General features: G+C 34.3%; 16 protein-coding genes. 13 read left to right on the plus strand and 3 right to left on the minus strand.

Annotated elements, in window-relative coordinates:
• Positions 1 to 717 precede the first annotated feature (717 nt).
• The 8 genes from GUB10_RS03310 (at position 718) to GUB10_RS03345 (ending at position 9,900) form a co-directional block, all read left to right on the plus strand.
• Positions 718 to 1,467: a PepSY-like domain-containing protein gene (locus GUB10_RS03310; RefSeq protein WP_193710024.1), complete on the plus strand. Its 750-nt coding sequence runs from the start codon at positions 718 to 720 to the stop codon at positions 1,465 to 1,467.
• A 301-nt stretch (positions 1,468 to 1,768) separates the two neighbouring features.
• A complete protein-coding gene (locus GUB10_RS03315) occupies positions 1,769 to 2,551 on the plus strand; it encodes an abortive infection family protein (RefSeq protein WP_193710025.1) in 783 nt (260 codons plus the stop codon).
• A 196-nt stretch (positions 2,552 to 2,747) separates the two neighbouring features.
• On the plus strand, positions 2,748 to 3,749 hold the full coding sequence (locus tag GUB10_RS03320; protein ID WP_193710026.1) for a TlpA disulfide reductase family protein: 1,002 nt from the start codon (positions 2,748 to 2,750) through the stop codon (positions 3,747 to 3,749).
• Positions 3,750 to 3,912: 163 nt separating this feature from the next.
• A complete protein-coding gene (locus tag GUB10_RS03325) occupies positions 3,913 to 5,856 on the plus strand; it encodes a DUF4365 domain-containing protein (protein ID WP_193710027.1) in 1,944 nt (647 codons plus the stop codon).
• 143 nt (positions 5,857 to 5,999) lie between these two features.
• A complete protein-coding gene (locus GUB10_RS03330) occupies positions 6,000 to 7,154 on the plus strand; it encodes an erythromycin esterase family protein (RefSeq protein WP_193710028.1) in 1,155 nt (384 codons plus the stop codon).
• A gap of 125 nt (positions 7,155 to 7,279) precedes the next feature.
• Entirely contained in the window at positions 7,280 to 7,918 is a 639-nt protein-coding gene (locus GUB10_RS03335) for a vancomycin high temperature exclusion protein (RefSeq protein ID WP_193710029.1), read from the plus strand.
• A 120-nt stretch (positions 7,919 to 8,038) separates the two neighbouring features.
• Positions 8,039 to 8,611: a hypothetical protein gene (locus tag GUB10_RS03340; protein ID WP_193710030.1), complete on the plus strand. Its 573-nt coding sequence runs from the start codon at positions 8,039 to 8,041 to the stop codon at positions 8,609 to 8,611.
• Between the two features lie 2 nt (positions 8,612 to 8,613).
• Positions 8,614 to 9,900: a hypothetical protein gene (locus GUB10_RS03345; protein ID WP_193710031.1), complete on the plus strand. Its 1,287-nt coding sequence runs from the start codon at positions 8,614 to 8,616 to the stop codon at positions 9,898 to 9,900.
• A gap of 204 nt (positions 9,901 to 10,104) precedes the next feature.
• Here the strand turns inward: GUB10_RS03345 and GUB10_RS03350 are convergent, their stop codons facing one another.
• Positions 10,105 to 11,028, minus strand: a complete 924-nt coding sequence (locus GUB10_RS03350; RefSeq protein WP_193710032.1) for a YeiH family protein — start codon at positions 11,026 to 11,028, stop codon at positions 10,105 to 10,107.
• A 69-nt stretch (positions 11,029 to 11,097) separates the two neighbouring features.
• On the minus strand, positions 11,098 to 11,985 hold the full coding sequence (locus tag GUB10_RS03355; RefSeq protein ID WP_193710033.1) for a LysR family transcriptional regulator: 888 nt from the start codon (positions 11,983 to 11,985) through the stop codon (positions 11,098 to 11,100).
• Positions 11,986 to 12,238: 253 nt separating this feature from the next.
• On the opposite strand from GUB10_RS03355, the gene GUB10_RS03360 reads away from it, so the two are divergent.
• Positions 12,239 to 13,642: a nicotinate phosphoribosyltransferase gene (locus GUB10_RS03360; protein WP_193710034.1), complete on the plus strand. Its 1,404-nt coding sequence runs from the start codon at positions 12,239 to 12,241 to the stop codon at positions 13,640 to 13,642.
• Between the two features lie 5 nt (positions 13,643 to 13,647).
• Positions 13,648 to 14,259: a bifunctional nicotinamidase/pyrazinamidase gene (gene pncA / locus GUB10_RS03365; RefSeq protein ID WP_193710035.1), complete on the plus strand. Its 612-nt coding sequence runs from the start codon at positions 13,648 to 13,650 to the stop codon at positions 14,257 to 14,259.
• Here the strand turns inward: pncA and GUB10_RS03370 are convergent.
• Positions 14,246 to 15,025: a glutamate dehydrogenase gene (locus GUB10_RS03370; RefSeq protein WP_193710036.1), complete on the minus strand. Its 780-nt coding sequence runs from the start codon at positions 15,023 to 15,025 to the stop codon at positions 14,246 to 14,248. The two genes, pncA and GUB10_RS03370, sit on opposite strands and share 14 nt — an antisense overlap.
• 197 nt (positions 15,026 to 15,222) lie before the next feature.
• On the opposite strand from GUB10_RS03370, the gene gdhA reads away from it, so the two are divergent.
• From gdhA to GUB10_RS03385, 3 genes are all read left to right on the plus strand, one after another.
• A complete protein-coding gene (gene gdhA / locus GUB10_RS03375) occupies positions 15,223 to 16,566 on the plus strand; it encodes an NADP-specific glutamate dehydrogenase (protein WP_193710037.1) in 1,344 nt (447 codons plus the stop codon).
• Between the two features lie 216 nt (positions 16,567 to 16,782).
• Entirely contained in the window at positions 16,783 to 17,502 is a 720-nt protein-coding gene (recO, locus tag GUB10_RS03380; RefSeq protein ID WP_193710038.1) for a DNA repair protein RecO, read from the plus strand.
• On the plus strand, positions 17,503 to 19,911 hold the full coding sequence (locus GUB10_RS03385) for a TonB-dependent receptor (RefSeq protein ID WP_193710039.1): 2,409 nt from the start codon (positions 17,503 to 17,505) through the stop codon (positions 19,909 to 19,911).
• Positions 19,912 to 20,260: the final 349 nt, after the last annotated feature.

The following is a 20,260-nucleotide window of genomic DNA, read 5'->3' on the forward strand; positions in this document are numbered from 1 at the left end:
CTTCAGGAAGGATTAAGCTTAGCAGGGATAGGTCAGTCTCTTTATTCACTGGATAATATTTATCTACAAAGAAAACTATTTTTCACTCTAGACCCAACTTTTGAGATTGATCCGATATTAATAAAAGTCAAAATTTTCAGCTAATTCCAAATCTGGAGACCCAAAGGGATCTTTTTGTTAAAATTAGGGGCACTTTTGGAGACCCAATTTTTGCTTGGAGACCCATTTTTTCTTTCCGCAAGTATGCCAATTGTTTAACTTAAAACCAATTGGTATGAAACAATCCAAGCTTACTATTCTTTTTGTAATCAAATTAGCCAAAAGGAATAAATGTTGTGTTTAAGCAAAAATTGTAGTTAATTTGTATAGGAAGAATTCTACATTTTTCACTCCTCTAAATTGCGCTCTAGTGTGATTCACGGGTTTTTCCAGAAACCCTTTCTGGATTCTAATTTACATTCGGCTTAAAAACATGTTGGATCTTGAAATAAATTCAGGATGAAGATTTAAATTAAAAGATCAAAAACATTTTTATCAGTAGAAAAGGGCCGTATAAAACACTTCTTTCTAAGTTAAGCAGAAAAATTTATTTTAAAAACACACTTTTAAGACAGCTGTTGAAATATTGTAAATAATAAGTGTCTATACAATGTAAAAGTGACTAAGGCGTTATATATGCTAAGGATTACAAACTTAACCTAATTTAAATGTATAGTTATGAGAATTAATTATTTACCGGGAATTTTAGTATTAATGCTATTATTTCAATCGTGCTCAGAGAGCGACGATACCAATGAGCCAGATTTAAATGCCGTAGCTTTTTCGGCCGATTCAAATGTGAAAACCTCAACATTACCACAAAGTATTCTGGATTATATAACCGTAAATTACCCCGGACTTACCATTGTGGAAGCCGAAATTGAGGATAACCAGAATTTTGAAATTGAGCTTAGCAATGATACCGAGTTGATTTTTAATGCTCAGGGAGAATTTTTGGGAGTAGATGATGAGGAAAATGAATTTGATGATGAAGAAATTGATCCGGCAGTATTGCCACAGAATATCCTGGATTTTATAAGCGATAATTTCCCGGGACTGGGTATAGACGAAGCCGAGCTGGAGAACAACGGAAACTACGAGATAGAGTTAGATAATGATATCGAGCTTATTTTTGACGGAGAAGGAAATTTTCTAGGTCAGGCAAAAGATGAAAACGAAGATGAAGAGGGCGAAGACGAAGAAGATATTAATCCGGGTGAATTGCCGCAGATAATCCAGGATTACATCACAGAAAACTATCCCGATAATATCATTATTGAAGCAGAAGTTGATGAAGATGAATATGAGGTAACCCTGAATAATGGCGTAGAATTGGAATTCGACCTGGAAGGAAACTTGCTAAATGTAGAGGATGGAAATGGCGAAGATGATGATGACGACGATGACGATGACGGGGATGATGATTAAAGTTTAAAGAAAAAACAGATTCAATTACCTTAAGGCACAGCCTGGGGGGTTCGATTATCGAGTAAAACAGAAAAACCGGTCCTAAAAAGGCCGGTTTTTTTGTTTATGAGCGATAATGGCTTACAGGGTTTTAAAAAGTGATTTTTTCGGTCTTACTTTACGTTTTTCCGTAAGCTTGTTTTGTTTTATTGATTTATATTTAGCGAAACCGCAGGTTATCCTTAAATATGTTTGGTTAAATAAGTGTATTTTGGGAGATAAAATGAGTTAGGTGCAAGTATTTCAGAAAATTTAAGTCAATATGAACAACAAAGTTTCTCCTAAATTTCAAATGAAATTGATTAAAGAAGTTCATGATGAGATATGGAAAGAATTTAAGTCTTATAAAGAAGTGAATTTATACATAATGAAATGGCATGAATATGATGAAGACATAAATGGATATTATGAAAATTTCAGCATAATAAATAAGGATTCTGGAGAAATAGACTTACTACCCACGCTTCATTCAATGAATGGAGAAGATATTTTAAAAGTAGCAATAGATTTAGGTGTAGATACACCTGATTTTATTCCTTCGATTCCAACTTTTAAAAACGAATTAAAGGATGATTACAAAGTAGCTTTTTCAACATTTCAAAAAGCATATAGACAAATACAATCTGATCCAGGAGTAGCTATAGGATTAGTAAATTCAGCTTTAGAAGGAATAATTAAAGAGATTTTAAGGGACGAAAGAATAGATGTACAATTAAAAGGTTCAGAAACCCTATATAGATTAACAATTTTAATCATTAAGGAGTTTAGATTAAAAGATGATGACTTCCCAAAAGAAATAAAAACTATTGCAAATTCACTTATAACTATTAATCAAAGCATTGAAAAGTTAAGAAGTGAAATGACTGATTTCCATGGTAAAACTCAAGAAGACACCTTAATTTCAGAAGAAATATTCGCTACTCTTGTAGTTAATAGTGTAACAACAGTTGGACTCTTCCTAAATTCATTTTATAAAAGAAAATATCCGCAACCCGAAAAGGAAATTGTGGAAGAAAATGATGAATATGATGATTTACCTTTCTAACCAAAGAGTGGAGAAATACCAGCACCTAACAGCGCATAACTCAAATAGCGGGTAGTTGAGTGAAAATGGTTATTTTAGAGATCAATTTAAATTCAACAAGCCGACAAATTCGAGTCTGATCTCCCGCGACTTGTGTTATGCGCGGCCGTTGTAAACAAGGCTCGAAAAAAAATGAACTAAAAAACCTATAAATTTTATGATGAGATATCTACTAATAATAATCTGTTTATGCAGTTTAGATTTAAATACTCAACAACATAAATTCACTCTGACTGGTAAAACTTCAAACATAGAAGATGGAACTTACCTTTATCTAAAAGATTTAGTGACAGGAAAATCTATAGATTCAGCAAAAGTTCAAAATAATAGCTTCAAAATGAATACAGAACTTGAGAAGTCAATGGTGTATTCAATGTTATTTACAAAGGATAGGAAGAACTTTATAGAGCTTTGGATAGAAGGGAACGAAATGACTTTAGATGCATCAAATACAATTTTCAATAATGCTATAGTAAAGGGATCAAAAAGTCAGGATTTATCTAAAAAAATAAGAAGCGAAGTCCATGCAAATATTGTTGATCTACCTAATGATACAATTAAGAATAGAGAAATCAATTTTATAAAGAAATATCCAAATTCATTAGTGAGCGCGTATTTTCTTTATGGAAACAGGAGAATGACCCAGCAAGAGATAAAAGAACTTTTTACGACGTTATCAAATGATGTTCGTAATTCATCTTTGGGTCAAAAAATTGCAAATTTCTTAGAAAAAGACATGCCTGAAGTAGGTGAAAAATATACAGACTTCCAAATAGCAAATGAGAATGACGAACTTCAAAAGATTTCAGAACTAACCGGAAAAATAACTCTTATTCAATTTTGGTCATCAACCTGTGGAGGAAGTCGAGAAATGAATACCACTCTGAAAAAAGTTTACGATCAATATCATTCAAAGGGTTTGAATATTATTAGTATTTCAAAGGATAATTCTAAAGCTAATTGGATCAATGCTATTAATGAAGATAATCTGTCGTGGTCACAGTTGAGCAACTTAGAAGGCTGGAATGGTGAAGTTTTTAAGGCTTATGGAATTTCTTCGACTCCATCAAATGTACTTATTGATGAAAATGGAATCATAATTAGCAAAAATCTAATGATTAACGAATTAGGAAATAAAATAAGTCAATCACTAAATTAATATTAGTCTCGCCCAGCTTACAACAAGTCGGTTAAAGAAATAGCTCGGGTTTAGCCAAAATTCTATATTTTAGAAGTCTAAATTAAACACGGTTAAACCGACAAGTTAGCTCTTCCCTACTCGCTACTTCCCTTAACCAGAACCGTAGCCAATTAATTCATACATGCCTAAAAGACCAAAACAACATCAATTAGAAGATAAATCTATAATTAAGTTTCAACTTGAATTACCAGAGAATTGGGTTTTTCGTGAGAAGAATAAAGATTACGGTATTGATGGTGAAGTAGAGATTTTTGACGAGAATGGAGAGGCTACAGGTCTAATTTTTTACGTTCAACTTAAAGCAACAACTTCCACTTCGCTTACAGAAATTTTAAGCATAAAATTCAAAATAGATACGCTAAAATATTTCAAACAACTCGAAATTCCAGTTTTATTAGTCAGATATTCAGAATACCAAGATAAAATATATTTTAAATGGGTAAACAATGTTGATCTTTCATTTTCAAAAAAGGATACGAAAACTTTTAATACGAAAATGTCCGAGTTGCAATATTGGAAAAAAGGAACTGCGTATTTATTAGAAAATGATATAAAAATAAGGAAAAGATTAAAAAGCGGATCTTTTGGATTCCCTCTGCCCTACTACTTTGATTTGAAAGAAACAGAAATTAGAGGATTATCAAAAACTCTATTTTTATTAAAATTAAGGAATCAATTAAATGAATACTCAGATTACCTTAAGTATAGTGACGATTCAATCGGCTCCCTGATAAAAATATCGATTAGTGAAGAAGTTTTATGTGTTCAACCTGGTATATTAACTGAAGTTTACTTTCATAATTTAGATAAAAGACCAGATCAAAATTTTATAGAAAATCTTAGCAAAGACATTCTATTTGCATTAGCAACAAATTTGATGCTTATCGGGAAAGCTGACTTATCCGGTAAAGTTATTTTTGATAATAACCTAGAGTCACAATTATTAGTAAAAGAAGAACTATTAATGTATCTGCTACCTGGACTTTTAGAATCATCATACTTTGAAAAAAGCTTGTTGATAGTTAAAGAAGCTTTTATCCAGGATAATTTAATTCAGATATTCCCTAGTATAGCATCAATTCTGTTAAAAACTAAAACAAAGAGTGAAAGGAAGCTTCGATCAATAGAAAGTTTCTTTCAGGAGTTACTTAATAAAGCTATAAATATTGGAATAGATCAATTGATAGCAAATTGCCATTACAATCTTGGAAACTTTTATAGATCTCAAAATCAATATTACGAATCAATACACCACTACTCCTTAGCTAAAAGATTCGATCCAAAATATTTAAATCGATCATATTTTTTTAGTGAAATAGCCGGGATTTGTTTTCTATTGGGAAAATTTAAGTTTTCAAGTATGTTTTATTCCACTTCTCTAAAATTAGAAAGCAATAATCTAAACATGGCTCTTTATTCAGATGCTTTATTATTTGAGGGCAAATATATAGAAGCAAAGGAAAATTTTGTAACATATATTGAGTTAGAGAATGAACCAAATGAAGAATTTCATTTAAAATATTTACTAATTCAATATGTTCTAGAAGAAAAACAAATTAATAATCAAAAAAGGGATTTTACCAAAGCATATCAATTAGCAAACATAAAAGATTGTAACTCTACAAGTGAACAGAAAGCTCAATTAGATCAAGCTTTCAATTCAGACTTACTTTGTGGACTTGCTTGGTACAATTTAGGTATTGTTAATAGCAAGGAAGGTAAATACGTCGATGCCACATACAATTTTGCAATGTCTGCAGTTATAAACTTAGATGATATTGAAGCTTGGACAAATGCGTTTTTATCTTTTATTAATGGGAGCGTAGACAGTAATTTACTATTAGGATGTTTAATTTTAATAACAGCATATAATCATAACCACGATAAATTTTTGGAAAATTTATATGGAACCGTAGAAAATTCTACTTTATTAAATGATTCTGAAACCACGGATATTTTAAATATGATTGATGGAATTTTAAGAAATAGCGTCCAATTGAAAGAGGAAGATTCTGTTATAAGATTAATAGAGGAAAACGGTAAAATCAGTGAAATTCAACTGTGAATTAACTGGCAAACGGTTCATCGCCAATAAGCGGTACCGTTAGTAAGAAAATAATTAACTTGACCAACAAGCCAATACTAAGCCGACAAAGCCGCGCTCCTTACTTCATTAACTGGTTGTAATCGAAATGTTTGGTAGCTATAATGAAAAAAGAACTCATATTAATAATATTATTTTTTTTACATCAAATTGTGTTTTCGCAAATTGAAGAAAGTACCTACGAATTGAATTCATTAGATAATTTACTAACAGATAAAGTTAAAAACATTGTCAGTCAAAATATTAATGAAAAACAAACCATCTTTTTGGGAGAATCAGTTCATTATAGTGGTTCTGATTTTATAGCCAAAACAGAATTTGTAAAATATTTAGTTAATGAACACGGTTTTAAGGATATTATTTTTGAAAGTGATTTTTTTGCTTTGTTATTTGACCATGATAAACGGAATTTATATTCAATTTGGAGTAAATCTAAACAATGCAAAGAACTTTTTGATTTTTTGAAAAAAAACAAAGTTACTATCTGGGGGTTTGATAGTAGAATTCCTACTGCTTATTCTCATAAATATTTCACTATAAAATTATCAGAGTTATTAAAAACAAATAATATCGAACTCGATGAAGAATTTACAAAACTTGTAAAAACCATTATAAAAGATGAATATGAAGTAATCAATACAATATCAAAAGAAGAAATTGAATATGTTAATGATTATCTCGCTAAACTTTTATCAAATGAATTAATTAAAACAAATAAAACATGGGTTCAAATTCTAGAAAGTTTCAAAAGTTCAGTAAAACTTTACACCGTTAAAGATAACAACTCAGATAAGAACAGAGTGAAAATTCGAGACAAACAAATGGCTAAAAACCTTGATTTTTTAGTGAAAAAATATCCTAATAAAAAGTTTATTATTTGGTTGGCAAACGGACATATGTCAAAATCTAACAATGAGTTAATGAAGGGGCAAACTATGGGTTATCAGTTTATACAATTAAATCCAAAAACTTCTTATCATATAGCTTTCGGTACCATTGAATTACCTCCTACTAGAACTAAAAATGAAACTGAAAGAGCTTCAAGAAAAAGTAAGTCCATTTTAAACTTCCTACCATCAATAAAGAAAAATTATTTTATAGATTCAAAAAAAATAATTTCAGCAAACAAAGAATTGATTAATAAAAAGTTTGATGATTTGTATATTTTTAATTTACCAAATAACAAAACGAAATTACTTAATCACTTTGACGCTCTTGTTTTTATAGCTAAAGGAGAGGAAGTTAAATATGAAAAATAAATTACACTTGTAAGCAACGTATCCTATTAACAGCCCTAGTCCAGTTCTAAACTTAAAAACATTAACTTAAAACCCGTAAGTGACGGTTATACGAAACGTTACATTCAATTAAGCCGGAAAGAAATATGAGTAAGAGAAAATTAAAGCTGATTATTTCAATTATAATTTTGGGAACATTTACATTGATTTTCTTTTCCAATTATACTATTGAACAAGCTACTGAGAATAAAACTTTTTTCGACGTATCAGCAATTGACAAAAACGAAGTTGGATTGGTCCTGGGAACTTCCAAATATTTAAGTGACGGTCGAATAAATTTATACTTCAAATATAGAATTGATGCTACGGTAGATTTATTTAAAAATGGAAAAATTGATTTTGTTTTAGTAAGTGGAGATAATGGTTCAGAAGATTACGATGAACCAACAGACTTCAAAAACGAACTGATAAAAAGAGGAATTCCTGAGAATAGGATTTACTTAGACTATGCTGGTTTTAGAACATTAGATTCTATTGTGCGAGCAAAAGAGATCTTCGGACAAGATAATTTCACCATTATATCACAACAATTTCATAATGAAAGAGCAATCTACTTAGCAGAAAAACATGGAGTAAAAGCTATCGGTTATAACGCAAAAGATTTAGATGGCAAATTTGGATGGAATGTTAAATTGAGAGAATATTTAGCCAGGACAAAAGTTTTTCTAGATATATTTTTTGATGTAGAACCTAAGTTCTACGGTAAGAAGATGGAAATTGGGTAATTAACCCAAGCCAACACCACTTCATCGCAAATATGCGGTATTTGAAAAAAATTGGTAAATTCAAAGAACAATCTAACAAACTGACAACTCCATGTGCTAAATTCCGTAAACTTGCGATAAATGAAACCTTTGCTAGCTATTCAAATAATGAAAAAAATCTACCTAAGTTTTTTATTTACTCTATTTTTTAGTTTAACCACGTATAGTCAAGTTTGGCCTTTTACTCCAATGATTAGATTTGGAAATGCCACTTATATTAAATTTGAAGAGCAGAAATTAAATGATTTATCGGGAAACAAAATAATTTTAGAAAAGAAAATCACCAATCGGTTTTTCGATCCATTATTAAAAATGGATAGTTTGAAAATAGAAATAAATAATAAAATTCAAACATTTCATCAAAAGAGTAGAAATGAACCAAATCATGAAAAGTTGGTTTTATACTACAGCAGAAGAAAACTCCAAAACCAAAATTTTAAAATAACATATCTGAAATTATTAGATTTCACTGAAGATTACCTTATTGCCGAAGCCACAATAATTGATAAAATAAATAAAGAAAAATCTAAGGAGATTATTAGAATTAATATGTTAGACTTAAAAGGATTTTTTTTAGGTACAGGAGAAAAGCTCAGAACTTTAGTTCCTATAATTAGTGTAGCTGGCACTCTGGTATTAGTTTTACTTATTTAACTATGAAAAAAATATTCTTTTTATTGATAATCACCTTTCAATCTATCAATTCTCAAAATATAGTAAAATATGATGTTGAGAATTTTTGGGAAGCCTATGATAGAATTGTTACTTCAAATGATAGTTTAGATCAGTTAAGAATAATCCAGAGGGACTATATAGAAAATGGATCTCCAGGGTTACAAGCAATGATTGACGCAAGAAGATATACTCCAGAACAATATCTATTTGCCATTCAGAATTACCCTAAATTTTGGTCTTCAATTAGAAGACAAACTCAGCAGATTAATTCCTATAGTGATGAAATAGAAATCGGGATTAACAGGTTAAAAAACTTATATCCTTCACTTAGGCCAGCAAAAGTTTATTTTACTATTGGTGTTTTTAGATCAAACGGAACAACTGTTGGGAATAAAGTTTTAATTGGGAGTGAAATGTCATTAAGTGATTCTACTGTTGTAGTAGAAGAGTTCCCCGAAACATTAGACTATTTCAAGGATTATATTGCAACTAATCCCAACAAGAATTTGTCATTTTTAAATATTCATGAATACATACACACTCAACAGAAAACAACAATAGGAAAAAATTTATTATCTCAAACAGTTATTGAGGGCGTGGCTGAATTTATTGCATCATTGGCTTTAAATATAAAATCGCCTAATCCACAAATCACGTTTGGAGAGAAAAATATGAAACAAGTTAGAAAGGCTTTTTCGAAAGAAATGTTTAGTCCTCATTTTAATAATTGGTTATGGAATGATGCAGAAAATACATTTAAAATGAGAGATTTATCATATTATGTAGGATATGCCATTGCAGAAGCATTTTATACAAGTTCCGATGATAAAAAGGAAGCAATAAAAGAGATGATTCAATTAGATTACAATGATCAAAACAAATTAGAAAGATTCGTTAATGAGTCAGGATATTTTCCAAAACTGATAAGTGCATACCGAGTTGCATATGAATCAAATAAGCCTAAAATTAAATCTATAGATCAATTTGAAAATGGAAATCAAAATGTAGACTCGGAAATCGAGGTTATTACGGTCAATTTTTCATCAAAGATGGATAATAGATTTAGAGGATTTGATTACGGACCATTAGGAGAACAAAATGTTTTGAGAGTCCATGAATTTCTTGGATTCTCAGAAGATCAAAAATCATTAAGTTTTAGAGTAAGTTTAAAGCCGAATAAGAGATATCAATTAACACTTACTAATAGTTTTCGAGATGAAAATGGAATTCCAATAACGCCTTATTTAATTGATATTAAAACAAATTAAAGGCACGGCTGCTAACAAAGAACTAAGCTAACCTCCAAATAAATTATCCCATTTTAGATTAGAAAACCTTGTAAGCTAGTACTGATTTCGCGATTGCAAAAGCCCCTTTAAGCGGTTTGTTGCCTATGTTAATTAGAATATTTATTATTAACTATTGAATTTAGCGTGGTTTTTAGAGTAAATAGGCTTCATAATCAATAGGTGTCAACCAAGAATAACAAGCAGTGAGCTTATAGAAATAAATACCCAAAGGCTAATACCTAGTACAAAGGGTCTAAATCCTGTTTGTTTTATGTCTTTTAGAGATAGCGTAGTACCCACCAAAAACAGGCATGCCACTAAAAGCCTTTTGGAAATGCCGGTGATACTTTGGCTTAGTTCAGCAGGTAAGTTAAAGTAGCTGTTTATTGCAATAGCAAGGATAAAGAAAAGAATAAACAGGGGGATTTTAATCTTACCGTCTTTTGTTTTAAATAAGAACATAGAGATTAAAGAAACCGGAATAATCCAAAGTGTACGGGCCAGCTTAACGGTGGTTGCTACCCGTAGTGCTTCCTCACCATAGGCCAAAGCAGCGCCTACCACAGAGCTGGTATCGTGAATGGCAATAGCCGTCCAAAGGCCAAATTGATGTTGACTCATATTAAAAAAGTGACCAATTCCCGGAAAAATAAATAAGGCTACCGAATTAAGTAAAAAAACAACTCCCAGGGAAACAGAAATAGTTTTAGGTTTTGCATTTATTACTGGTGAAATGGCCGCTATGGCACTACCGCCACAAATAGAAGTGCCCGAAGAAATAAGATGCCCTAAACGCACGTCTATTTTTAAGATTTTTGCTAAAAGCCACCCCAAAATCAGGGTGGCAGCAATGGTAAATAAAGTAATGTTTAAGCCTTCTTTCCCTATTTGTAAAGTTTCGGTGATATACATCCCAAAACCAAGTCCCACTACCGAAATTTTTAATAAAAACTGGATACTTTTATGGGTGAAATTAGGAAAGAGCTGCCCGGTAAATACAGTAAATAAAAATCCTAATACCAAAGCTATAGCGCCACTTATGAGTCCGCTGAAACATACAGCTATTAATACTATAAATATTCCTGTATTAGTTTTATTAGCCTTCATAACATCTTAGTTAGATGCTACAAAGAACGCGAGAATACTAAGTAACCACGCAAAGCAAAAAGTAATGGGCTATTCGTTTTTATTATAAGTTTCAACAAAAATATTTTCCAGTTTTTGGTTTAGCCTCGATTGAAAGCCCTGTCTTTTTACAAAATAAAACCAACGTGTTATAGAAAGTTCCGGCACTTCCACAACCTTTAGGTGGCCATCTAAAACCTCCTGGTTTATGGCGTGAATAGAAAGGAAGGCAAAATGATTGGAGTACCGTAAATAAGCTTTGATGCTTTCTGTACTACCCAACGTGGTTTTTACTTTTAGTTCTGGAATCCCCTGTTTTTTTAAGGCATTGGCAATTACTTCGCGGGTTCCGGAGCCACTTTCGCGTTCTACAAAATTTAGGCTCCCAAATTGGTCTAGCCTAATTTCTTCTTTGCTTGCCTTATTTTTGGTACTTGTCACCAAAACAAGTTCATCTTTTACAAAAGGCTCATAACTTAACCGGGTATTTTGATTTTCGCCTTCAATAATACCAAAATCTAACTGCCCATTTAAAATAAGTTGCTGAATATAGCCCGTGTTTCCCGAAATTAGTTGAAAACTTAAGTCTTTATGTGTGTTTTGAAGCAAAGCTGCTATTTTGGGGATTACATACTGCGCAATAGTGGTGCTGGCGCCAATTTTAATACTATCCGGGAAGGCTGGATTTTCTGAAGAAAATTCGTGTTCCATTTTAGTATAGATATCCAATAGGCTTTCAGTATATTTTAAAAACCTTTCACCTTCATGGGTTAAAGCGATACTATTTCCCTCTCTTAAAAATAAGGCTTTTTCGTATTCTTCTTCCAGGTTTTTTATGGTTTTAGAAACTGCCGGCTGCGACATATACAGGTTTTTTGCAGCTTTGGTAAAACTTCTGGTAAGTGCCACCTCTTTAAAAATCTTGATTTTGTGATCCATAGGGTAAAATTAACCACTTCTTTTAAAAGCTTTATTCGATAATCGAAATTTATCCCGATAACTATCGGAATTCCCAGGCTTGCTTTGAAAGCAAAAAAAACTTTTTCAATTAATACTTTGTTGGCTTGCCACGAGGTAATTTACCTAAAATTACAAAGCTAGAGTTTTGTAAAAGCTTAAATTTGTAGGGTAGAGCAGCGCAAATTTTAAAATTTAGTGCGTTGCGTCATAAAGTCTAAACCAACTAAAAGCTATGCTAGATTTTTCAGCTACCTATACCGACCAGTATCAACTGGCAATGGCACAGGTATATTTTAAAAAAGGCCAAAAGAACCACACCGCTATATTCGATTATTATTTTAGGAAACTTCCCTATCAGGGTGGTTACGCTATTTTTGCCGGGCTTCAGGACCTACTGGAAATTATTGAAAACTTAAAATTTAACGAGAAGGACCTTGCTTACCTGAAAAAACAGGATTTTGATGATGATTTCCTGGAATACCTGAAAAATTTTAAGTTCCACGGAAATATTTACGCTGTGCAGGAGGGAGATGTGGTTTTTCAAACCCGCCCAATCCTACAGGTGGAAGCCAATATTATAGAAGCGCAAATCGTTGAAACCATTTTACTGAATTTGCTGAATTTTCAAACCTTAATTGCAACCAAAGCCAGCAGAATTAAATTGGTTTCGGGAGAACGCAGCTTATTGGATTTTGGTTTAAGAAGAGCCCAGGGGCCGGGTGGATATTATGCAACCCGTGCTGCTATGGTTGGTGGTTTTAATGGCACAAGCAATGTGGTGGCCGGCAGGGATTTTAATATTCCGGTTTCAGGAACTATGGCGCATTCTTTTATTCAGAGTTATGACGATGAGATTACTGCGTTTAGGGATTTCGCCCAGGGCAGGCCAAAAGATTGTGTTTTGCTGGTAGATACTTACGATACACTTAAAAGCGGTGTGCCAAATGCTATTAAAGTTGCCAAAGAAATGGAAGCACGCGGTGAAAAATTAATGGCCATTAGGCTTGATAGCGGAGACCTGGCTTATTTTTCTAAACAAAGTAGAAAAATGCTGGATGCTGCTGGATTGGATTATGTGAAAATAGCGGCTTCTAATCAGCTAGACGAGAATGTTATAAAAAGCTTACTGGAACAAGGAGCCCGGATAGATGTTTTTGGAGTGGGCACCAACCTCGTTATTGGCAGCCCCGATGCCGCCTTAGACGGGGTTTATAAATTGGCCTACTCTCACGGAAAGCCAAGAATTAAAATATCAGAGAGCATCGCCAAGGTTACGCTTCCGCATAAAAAACAAGTGTATCGCTTAAGGGATTCTGAAGGGAATTGCGTGGGTGCAGACCTGGTGAGCCTTTTTGAAGAGGAGGAGATTGAAAATATGATCCACCCTTTTGAGCCTTATAAGCAAATGAAGGTGGGGGGCTTACAAAAAGAACCGCTACTTAAGCCGGTAATGGAAAAAGGAAAGAACAAATTAACACCTAAAACGCTTCAGGAAATTGCTGAGTATAGTAAAAGAAGGCTGGCAGAGCTTTCTATAGAATATAAACGATTCAATAATCCGCATATTTATAAGGTAGGGATTAGTGAAGCCTTAAAAGAGGAACGTGATAAATTGATTGCTGCTTACCAAAAATAGTATACATGAAAACACTAATTATTGTAGATCCGCAAAACGATTTTATGCCTGGTGGTTCCCTTCCGGTTCCGGGGGGAGATGAAATTATACCGATCATAAATAAACTTCAGGAAAAATTTGACTTGGTAATTGTCTCCCAGGATTGGCACCCAAAAGGGCACGCTAGTTTTGCCAGCAGTCATAATGGGAAAAATGAGTTTGAAACCATAGACCTTCATGGAACCCCACAAGTGATGTGGCCAGACCATTGTATACAAAATACCGGGGGAGCCGAATTTCATAAAGATTTACAAACGGCTAGAATTGAAGCTATTTTTAGAAAAGGGACAAATATAGAAATAGATAGTTATAGCGCGTTTTATGATAACAGGCATTTAAAATCTACGGGGCTTTCCGGCTATTTAAAAGAGAAAAATGCAAAAGATCTCTATTTCTGTGGGCTTGCCGCCGAAATTTGTGTGTATTTTACTGCTAAAGATGCTATAAAAGAAGGTTTTAAAGCAACTATTATAGAAGATGCCACGAGAGCGCTAAATGCGGAAGACTTTGAAAAAGCAAAAGCAGCATTAAAAGATTTGGGAGGTAAAATTACCACTGCTGCGGCTATTGAAAGTTAATATAATATACATAGCCTACATTAATCCAAAGAATATAGTCGTTAAACTTATTTTGAGGAGCATTAATGTTTAGTCCGTCAATCCAGTCACTTCCGTAATATTGTCCCCTGGCTTCCAGTAAAAGGTCGTGCCTAAATCCCAATCGATAGCGAACTCCAAGTCCGGCTACGATAGAATAGGTGGTGCCGCGGTCAAAATTCATTCCACCAATAAAAGTTGGAAATACGTTGTTGGGGTCGGTTAGCGGGCCTAAATCAGAATAAGCATCTGCTTTATAAGATACAAAATGTCCTCCCAGGCTTATATAGGGTGAAAACATATATCCCGAATGGGTGAAATCCCGAATTCTAAAGGGATGGTATTCCAGGTGGATCCCGCCTTCAATAATTTCACTTTCTCCGTGCATAGCTCGCAACAATTCACCTCCCCTTGATGGTTTACTGGCTACGGGGCCAAAATGCTCCAGTTTAGAATAAAAGTAATCCAATTCATTTCTAATTCTAAAATGGTTGATAAAAAAGGAGGCCGTTTGCGAATAATGGCAATCGGTTTTATAAGCAAAATTTATATAATGGGAAATTCCTATTCCGTAGCCCGCGTTATTCAGGTTATTTCTTACGTTCCAGCGTTCACCGTAATCTGTAAAAAATGAAGCCGGACCTGCTTTAACGGCAATTTCGTGCGCAATTCCAAATTGGGAAAATCCCTTCACCTGAAAGAGGAATAAAAAAACACTAAAAGTTAAAAATTTTTTGTAATTGAACATTACCTCAGGCTTGGACGAATAACAAATATATAAAAACTACATTAAGAAAAATTATAATATATTCTGTTTCTAATTTGCTACATTAAGGCCGTTAATATTGTTTGAAAAGATGAAAATTTGAGGTCAGGTTTTAGATAACCTATATATTTGCAGACTAAACACAGTTTTTTTATAAATTATTTGAACTATTACACAGTATGGAACAAAATATAAAAGATTTTCTCGATAAAGTATCGGAAAGAAATCAAAATGAACCGGAATTCCTGCAGGCAGTGCACGAGGTTGCTGAAACTATTATTCCTTTTATAGAAAAGAATAAAAAGTATCAAAACAAGCAATTGCTGGAGCGCATGGTAGAACCGGAACGAGTTATTATGTTTAGGGTTACCTGGTTAGATGATGAGGGTAATATTCAGGTAAATCGTGGCTTTAGGATTCAAATGAATTCAGCCATAGGGCCATATAAAGGAGGGCTGCGTTTTCACCCTTCGGTAAATCTAAGTATACTGAAATTTCTAGCTTTCGAGCAGGTATTTAAAAATAGTTTAACCACATTGCCCCTTGGTGGTGGAAAAGGTGGATCTGATTTCGACCCTAAAGGAAAATCAGATAATGAAGTGATGCGTTTTTGCCAAAGTTTTATTACAGAGCTTTATCGCCATATTGGTGCCGATACCGATGTTCCTGCAGGTGATATTGGCGTTGGTGCACGCGAAATAGGATATATGTTTGGGCAATATAAAAGGCTGCAAAATGAATTTACCGGAATCTTAACCGGAAAAGGGCTTTCTTATGGTGGTTCTCTTATTCGTCCTGAAGCTACAGGTTACGGGAATGTATATTTTGCACAAAATATGCTTAGTACAAAAGGAGAGTCTTTTAAAGATAAGACCGTTGTAATATCGGGTTCTGGTAACGTAGCTCAATATGCCGCCGAAAAAGCCCTTGAATTTGGTGGGAAAGTTGTAACCCTTAGTGATTCTGGTGGATATGTGTACGATAAAGATGGCATAGATAAAGAGAAGCTTCAGTTTGTTATGGAGCTTAAAAATGAAAGACGTGGTAGAATTAGCGAATATGTAAAGGAGTATCCTTCTGCAGAATATTTTGAAGGTAAAACTCCGTGGGAAGTTTCCTGTGATGTAGCACTTCCTTGTGCAACGCAAAACGAACTGGAAGAAGCAGATGCAAAGAAATTGGTAGCCAATGGTTGTATTTGTATTGGTGAAGGAGCCAATATGCCCTGTACGCCCGAAGCCGTAGAAGTGTTTAAAAACGCCAAAATCCTTTTCGCCCCGGGTAAAGCTTCTAATGCCGGTGGGGTTGCTACTTCAGGATTGGAAATGAGCCAAAATGCAATACGCTACAATTGGACTTCAGAAGAAGTAGATGAAAAGCTTCACGAGATTATGAACAATATTCACGAGCGTTGTGTAGAATTTGGAACAGAAGAAGACGGTTATATAGACTATGTAAAAGGCGCTAATATTGCTGGTTTTGTAAAAGTGGCCGATGCTATGCTCGCTCAGGGCGTAGTGTAAATCACGTTCATTAAAAAGTATAAAAAAGAGGCTGTCTGGAACGTTCTTAAAATCGTTATGCTGAATTTATTTCAGAGCCTGCTCCGAAATTTATTCGGAGGTCTAATTTGCTGATAATCAAAATATCTTAGAAGCTGAAACAAGTTCAGCTTGACGAAACTAGACATTTCAGGCAACCTCTTTTATTTATCTTCGAAAAGCATAAATTTTTTAAAAATGCTTGTTACTACCCCGGCAATTATAATTAGTGCCTTAAAATATGGCGAGGCCGATTTAATTGTGAAAGCCTATACGTATAGCGATGGTTTAAAAACCTATATGCTAAAAGGCGTGCTTAAATCTAAAAAAGGCAAATTTAAAGCTTCGCAATTTCAACTGCTCACCCAATTGGAAATTGTGGCCAACCATCGCAATCAGGGGAAGATGGAATATCTTAAAGAAGCCAAAGTTAAGCACACTTATACAAGCTTGCATACCAATATGGTAAAGGGTGCTATGCTTATGTTTTTGGCCGAAGTCTTAAAAAATGCCATTCGTGAAGAAGAAGCCAACCGCGAATTATTTGAGTATCTGGAGACTTCTTTGATGTGGTTGGATTTGCATAACCAAATAGCTAACTTTCATCTCCTTTTTCTTTTAAACCTTACGCGATACCTTGGTTTTTATCCCGATGCCGATGCCAGGGAACTCGATTATTTCAATCTTTTGGAGGGGGTTTTTGAGTGGAATAGCGTAAATAATTATTGTATAGATGGCCAAAATGTAGCGGTTTTAAGGCAGTTGTTAGGCATACATTTTGATGACTTAAATACTTTGAAATTGAATCAACAAACCAGGGCAAACTTCCTAAATATGCTACTTTTGTATTACGGGTTGCACATAGAAGGATTTAAGAAACCAAAATCGCTTGCCGTTCTCAATGAAATTTTTAGCTAAATGCAAAATTCAATTCTAGGAGTAATTCTCCTTTTTTTTATGCTTCAAAGTAGCTATGCGCAGCAGGTGCAGGTTTTAGATGAAGAAACTCATGAGCCACTGGCAGGTGTGGCTTTGTACAATACCAATAAGTCTAAAAGTGCCCTCACCAATTTTAAGGGGATCGCTAATATTTCAATATTTGATAGGGATGAGCTTATTCATTTTAAGCACGTTAACTTCGGGGAGCACAGTATTAGAAAATCTCAAATATTACAGAATAAAAACAAGGTTTATTTAAAAAATGACGGTAACGAGCTGGAGCAAGTAGTACTTTCGGTGGCAAAATTTGAAATGGACAAAGATGAGGTTCCGCAGAAGATCCTTAGTCTTTCAGCAAAGGATATTATTATGGCCAGTCCACAAACATCGGCCGATCTTTTGGAAAGCAGCGGGCAGGTTTTTGTTCAAAAAAGTCAGTTGGGTGGTGGGAGCCCAATGATTCGTGGTTTTGCTACTAATAGGCTTTTAATAACAGTAGATGGCGTTCGTATGAATACCGCAATTTTTAGAAGCGGAAACCTTCAAAATATTATATCAATAGATCCTTTAGCCATAGGAGATACCGAGGTGATCCTCGGGCCGGGATCGGTAGTTTATGGTAGTGATGCCATAGGTGGGGTGATGAATTTTTATACCTTAAAACCAAGATTTTCATTTGGCGATGATACTTCCGTATCAGGTAGCGCATACGCTCGATACGCTACTGCCAACAACGAAAAAACTATTCACGCCGATGTGAATATTGGTCGTGAGAACTGGGCATTTTTAAGCAGTGTTAGTTTTTCAGATTTCGATGATTTAAAAATGGGGGCACACGGTCCTGATGAATATTTGCGCAACGAATATGTTGTACGAAGAGATGGGCAAGATGTGGCAATTTCAAATGACGATCCCAGAGTGCAGAAGCCTACGGGTTATGAGCAAATAAACCTGCTACAAAAGGTGAAATTTATGCCTCATAAAGATTGGGACCTTAATTTAGGGCTTATCTATTCTGCCACTTCTAATTTCCCAAGATTCGACCGACTTTATAGAAAGCGGGATGGCGCATTGCGCAGTGCGCAGTGGTACTATGGGCCACAAGAATGGTTTATGGGGAATTTTAAAATCAATAAAAAAGGAGATGGGGCATTATATGATAAAGCCCAAATGACCGCAGCTTACCAGTTTTTTGAAGAAAGTCGCCATAATCGCGATTTTGGCGAAGATTGGTTGTACAACACTACAGAAAATGTAGATGCCTATTCGCTTAATTTAGATTTTGAAAAGACCTTTAGCGATAGCCGTTTGTTTTACGGGGCAGAATATGTTTTTAATAAGGTGAACTCCACAGGTTTTGCTGAAAATATTTTAACAGATGAAGAGCAAGTTACCGCTTCCCGATACCCCGATGATGCCACCTGGCAATCTATAGCTGCTTACACTACTTATCAATGGAAAATTCAGGAAGACCTTTCTTTTCAATCGGGGCTTCGATATAATCATATTCTGGTAAATGCCGATTTTGATGAGAATTTATACGATTTTCCATTTAAGAAAGCCAATATTAATACCGGAGCTTTAACCGGAAGCGCGGGAATTAACTGGCAACAAAATAGGTTCATCGGCTGGCGGTTAAATCTCTCTACCGCTTTTAGGGCGCCTAATATAGATGATGTAGGGAAAATTTTTGATTCTGAACCCGGTGCAGTGGTAGTGCCAAATCCAGATTTAAAACCAGAATACGCTTACAGCAGTGAACTTGGTTTTGACTGGAAGCCGGCAGAAAATATCAGTTTTATTGCTACTGCATTTTATACCTATTTGAATGATGCCATGGTGCGCAGGGATTTTAATCTAAATGGAGAAACTGAAATTGACTACCAGGGAGAGCCAAGTCGCGTACAGGCTATTCAAAATGCTTCGAAAGCCTTTGTGTACGGTTTTGAAACCGGGGTAGAGATAGATTTTTCTGTGGCTTTGCGATTAACCTCTCAAATTAGCCTAACCGAAGGTAAGGAAGAACAGGAAGATGGTTCTACCTCGGCCTTACGCCATGCAGCTCCTATCTTTGGAAATACCCATTTGATTTGGCATAAAAAAAAGCTGAAATTCGATCTTTTTGCTGAATACAATGGGCAGTTTGACTATGAAGATCTGGCTCCTTCCGAACAGGGAAAAACCTATTTATATGCCATAGATGATAATGGAAATCCTTATTCGCCTTCCTGGTATAGTCTTAATTTTACCGGCCAATACGAGTTTAGTAAAAAATTGCTGGCAACCGCTTCCCTGGAGAACATTACCAACCAACGCTACCGCACCTATTCTTCGGGAATTGCCGCAGCAGGTAGAAATTTAGTTTTATCACTGAGGTATAGTTTTTAGAAACTGTTTCTTTAAACCCTAAAATTTTTAAAAATCTGTAGGCTTATCTCCATTTTTTTAGATTCATATTGCTGTATTTTTATATAAAATTAATTTTTATGGGTGTATTTTTATTAAATTAACAAAAAATGTTTTATTTATTGTGTGTTCTCGATTATATTCGTTTTTGTAGGGATTGTACAATTTATCGATAGGTATTAATGCCTGCATTAATAGGTTTAGCAGTTATCGTAGACAGAATATATTACGAAATAGCCATTATGCTTTTACGGAATATTGGAGCCAAAGAATAATTTGACTGATTTTACGGAACCGGTAAAAAACTACCCGGGTAGTTGATAAAAATAAT

This window comes from Salegentibacter sp. BLCTC (assembly GCF_015143665.1).
GTDB lineage: Bacteria > Bacteroidota > Bacteroidia > Flavobacteriales > Flavobacteriaceae > Salegentibacter > Salegentibacter maritimus.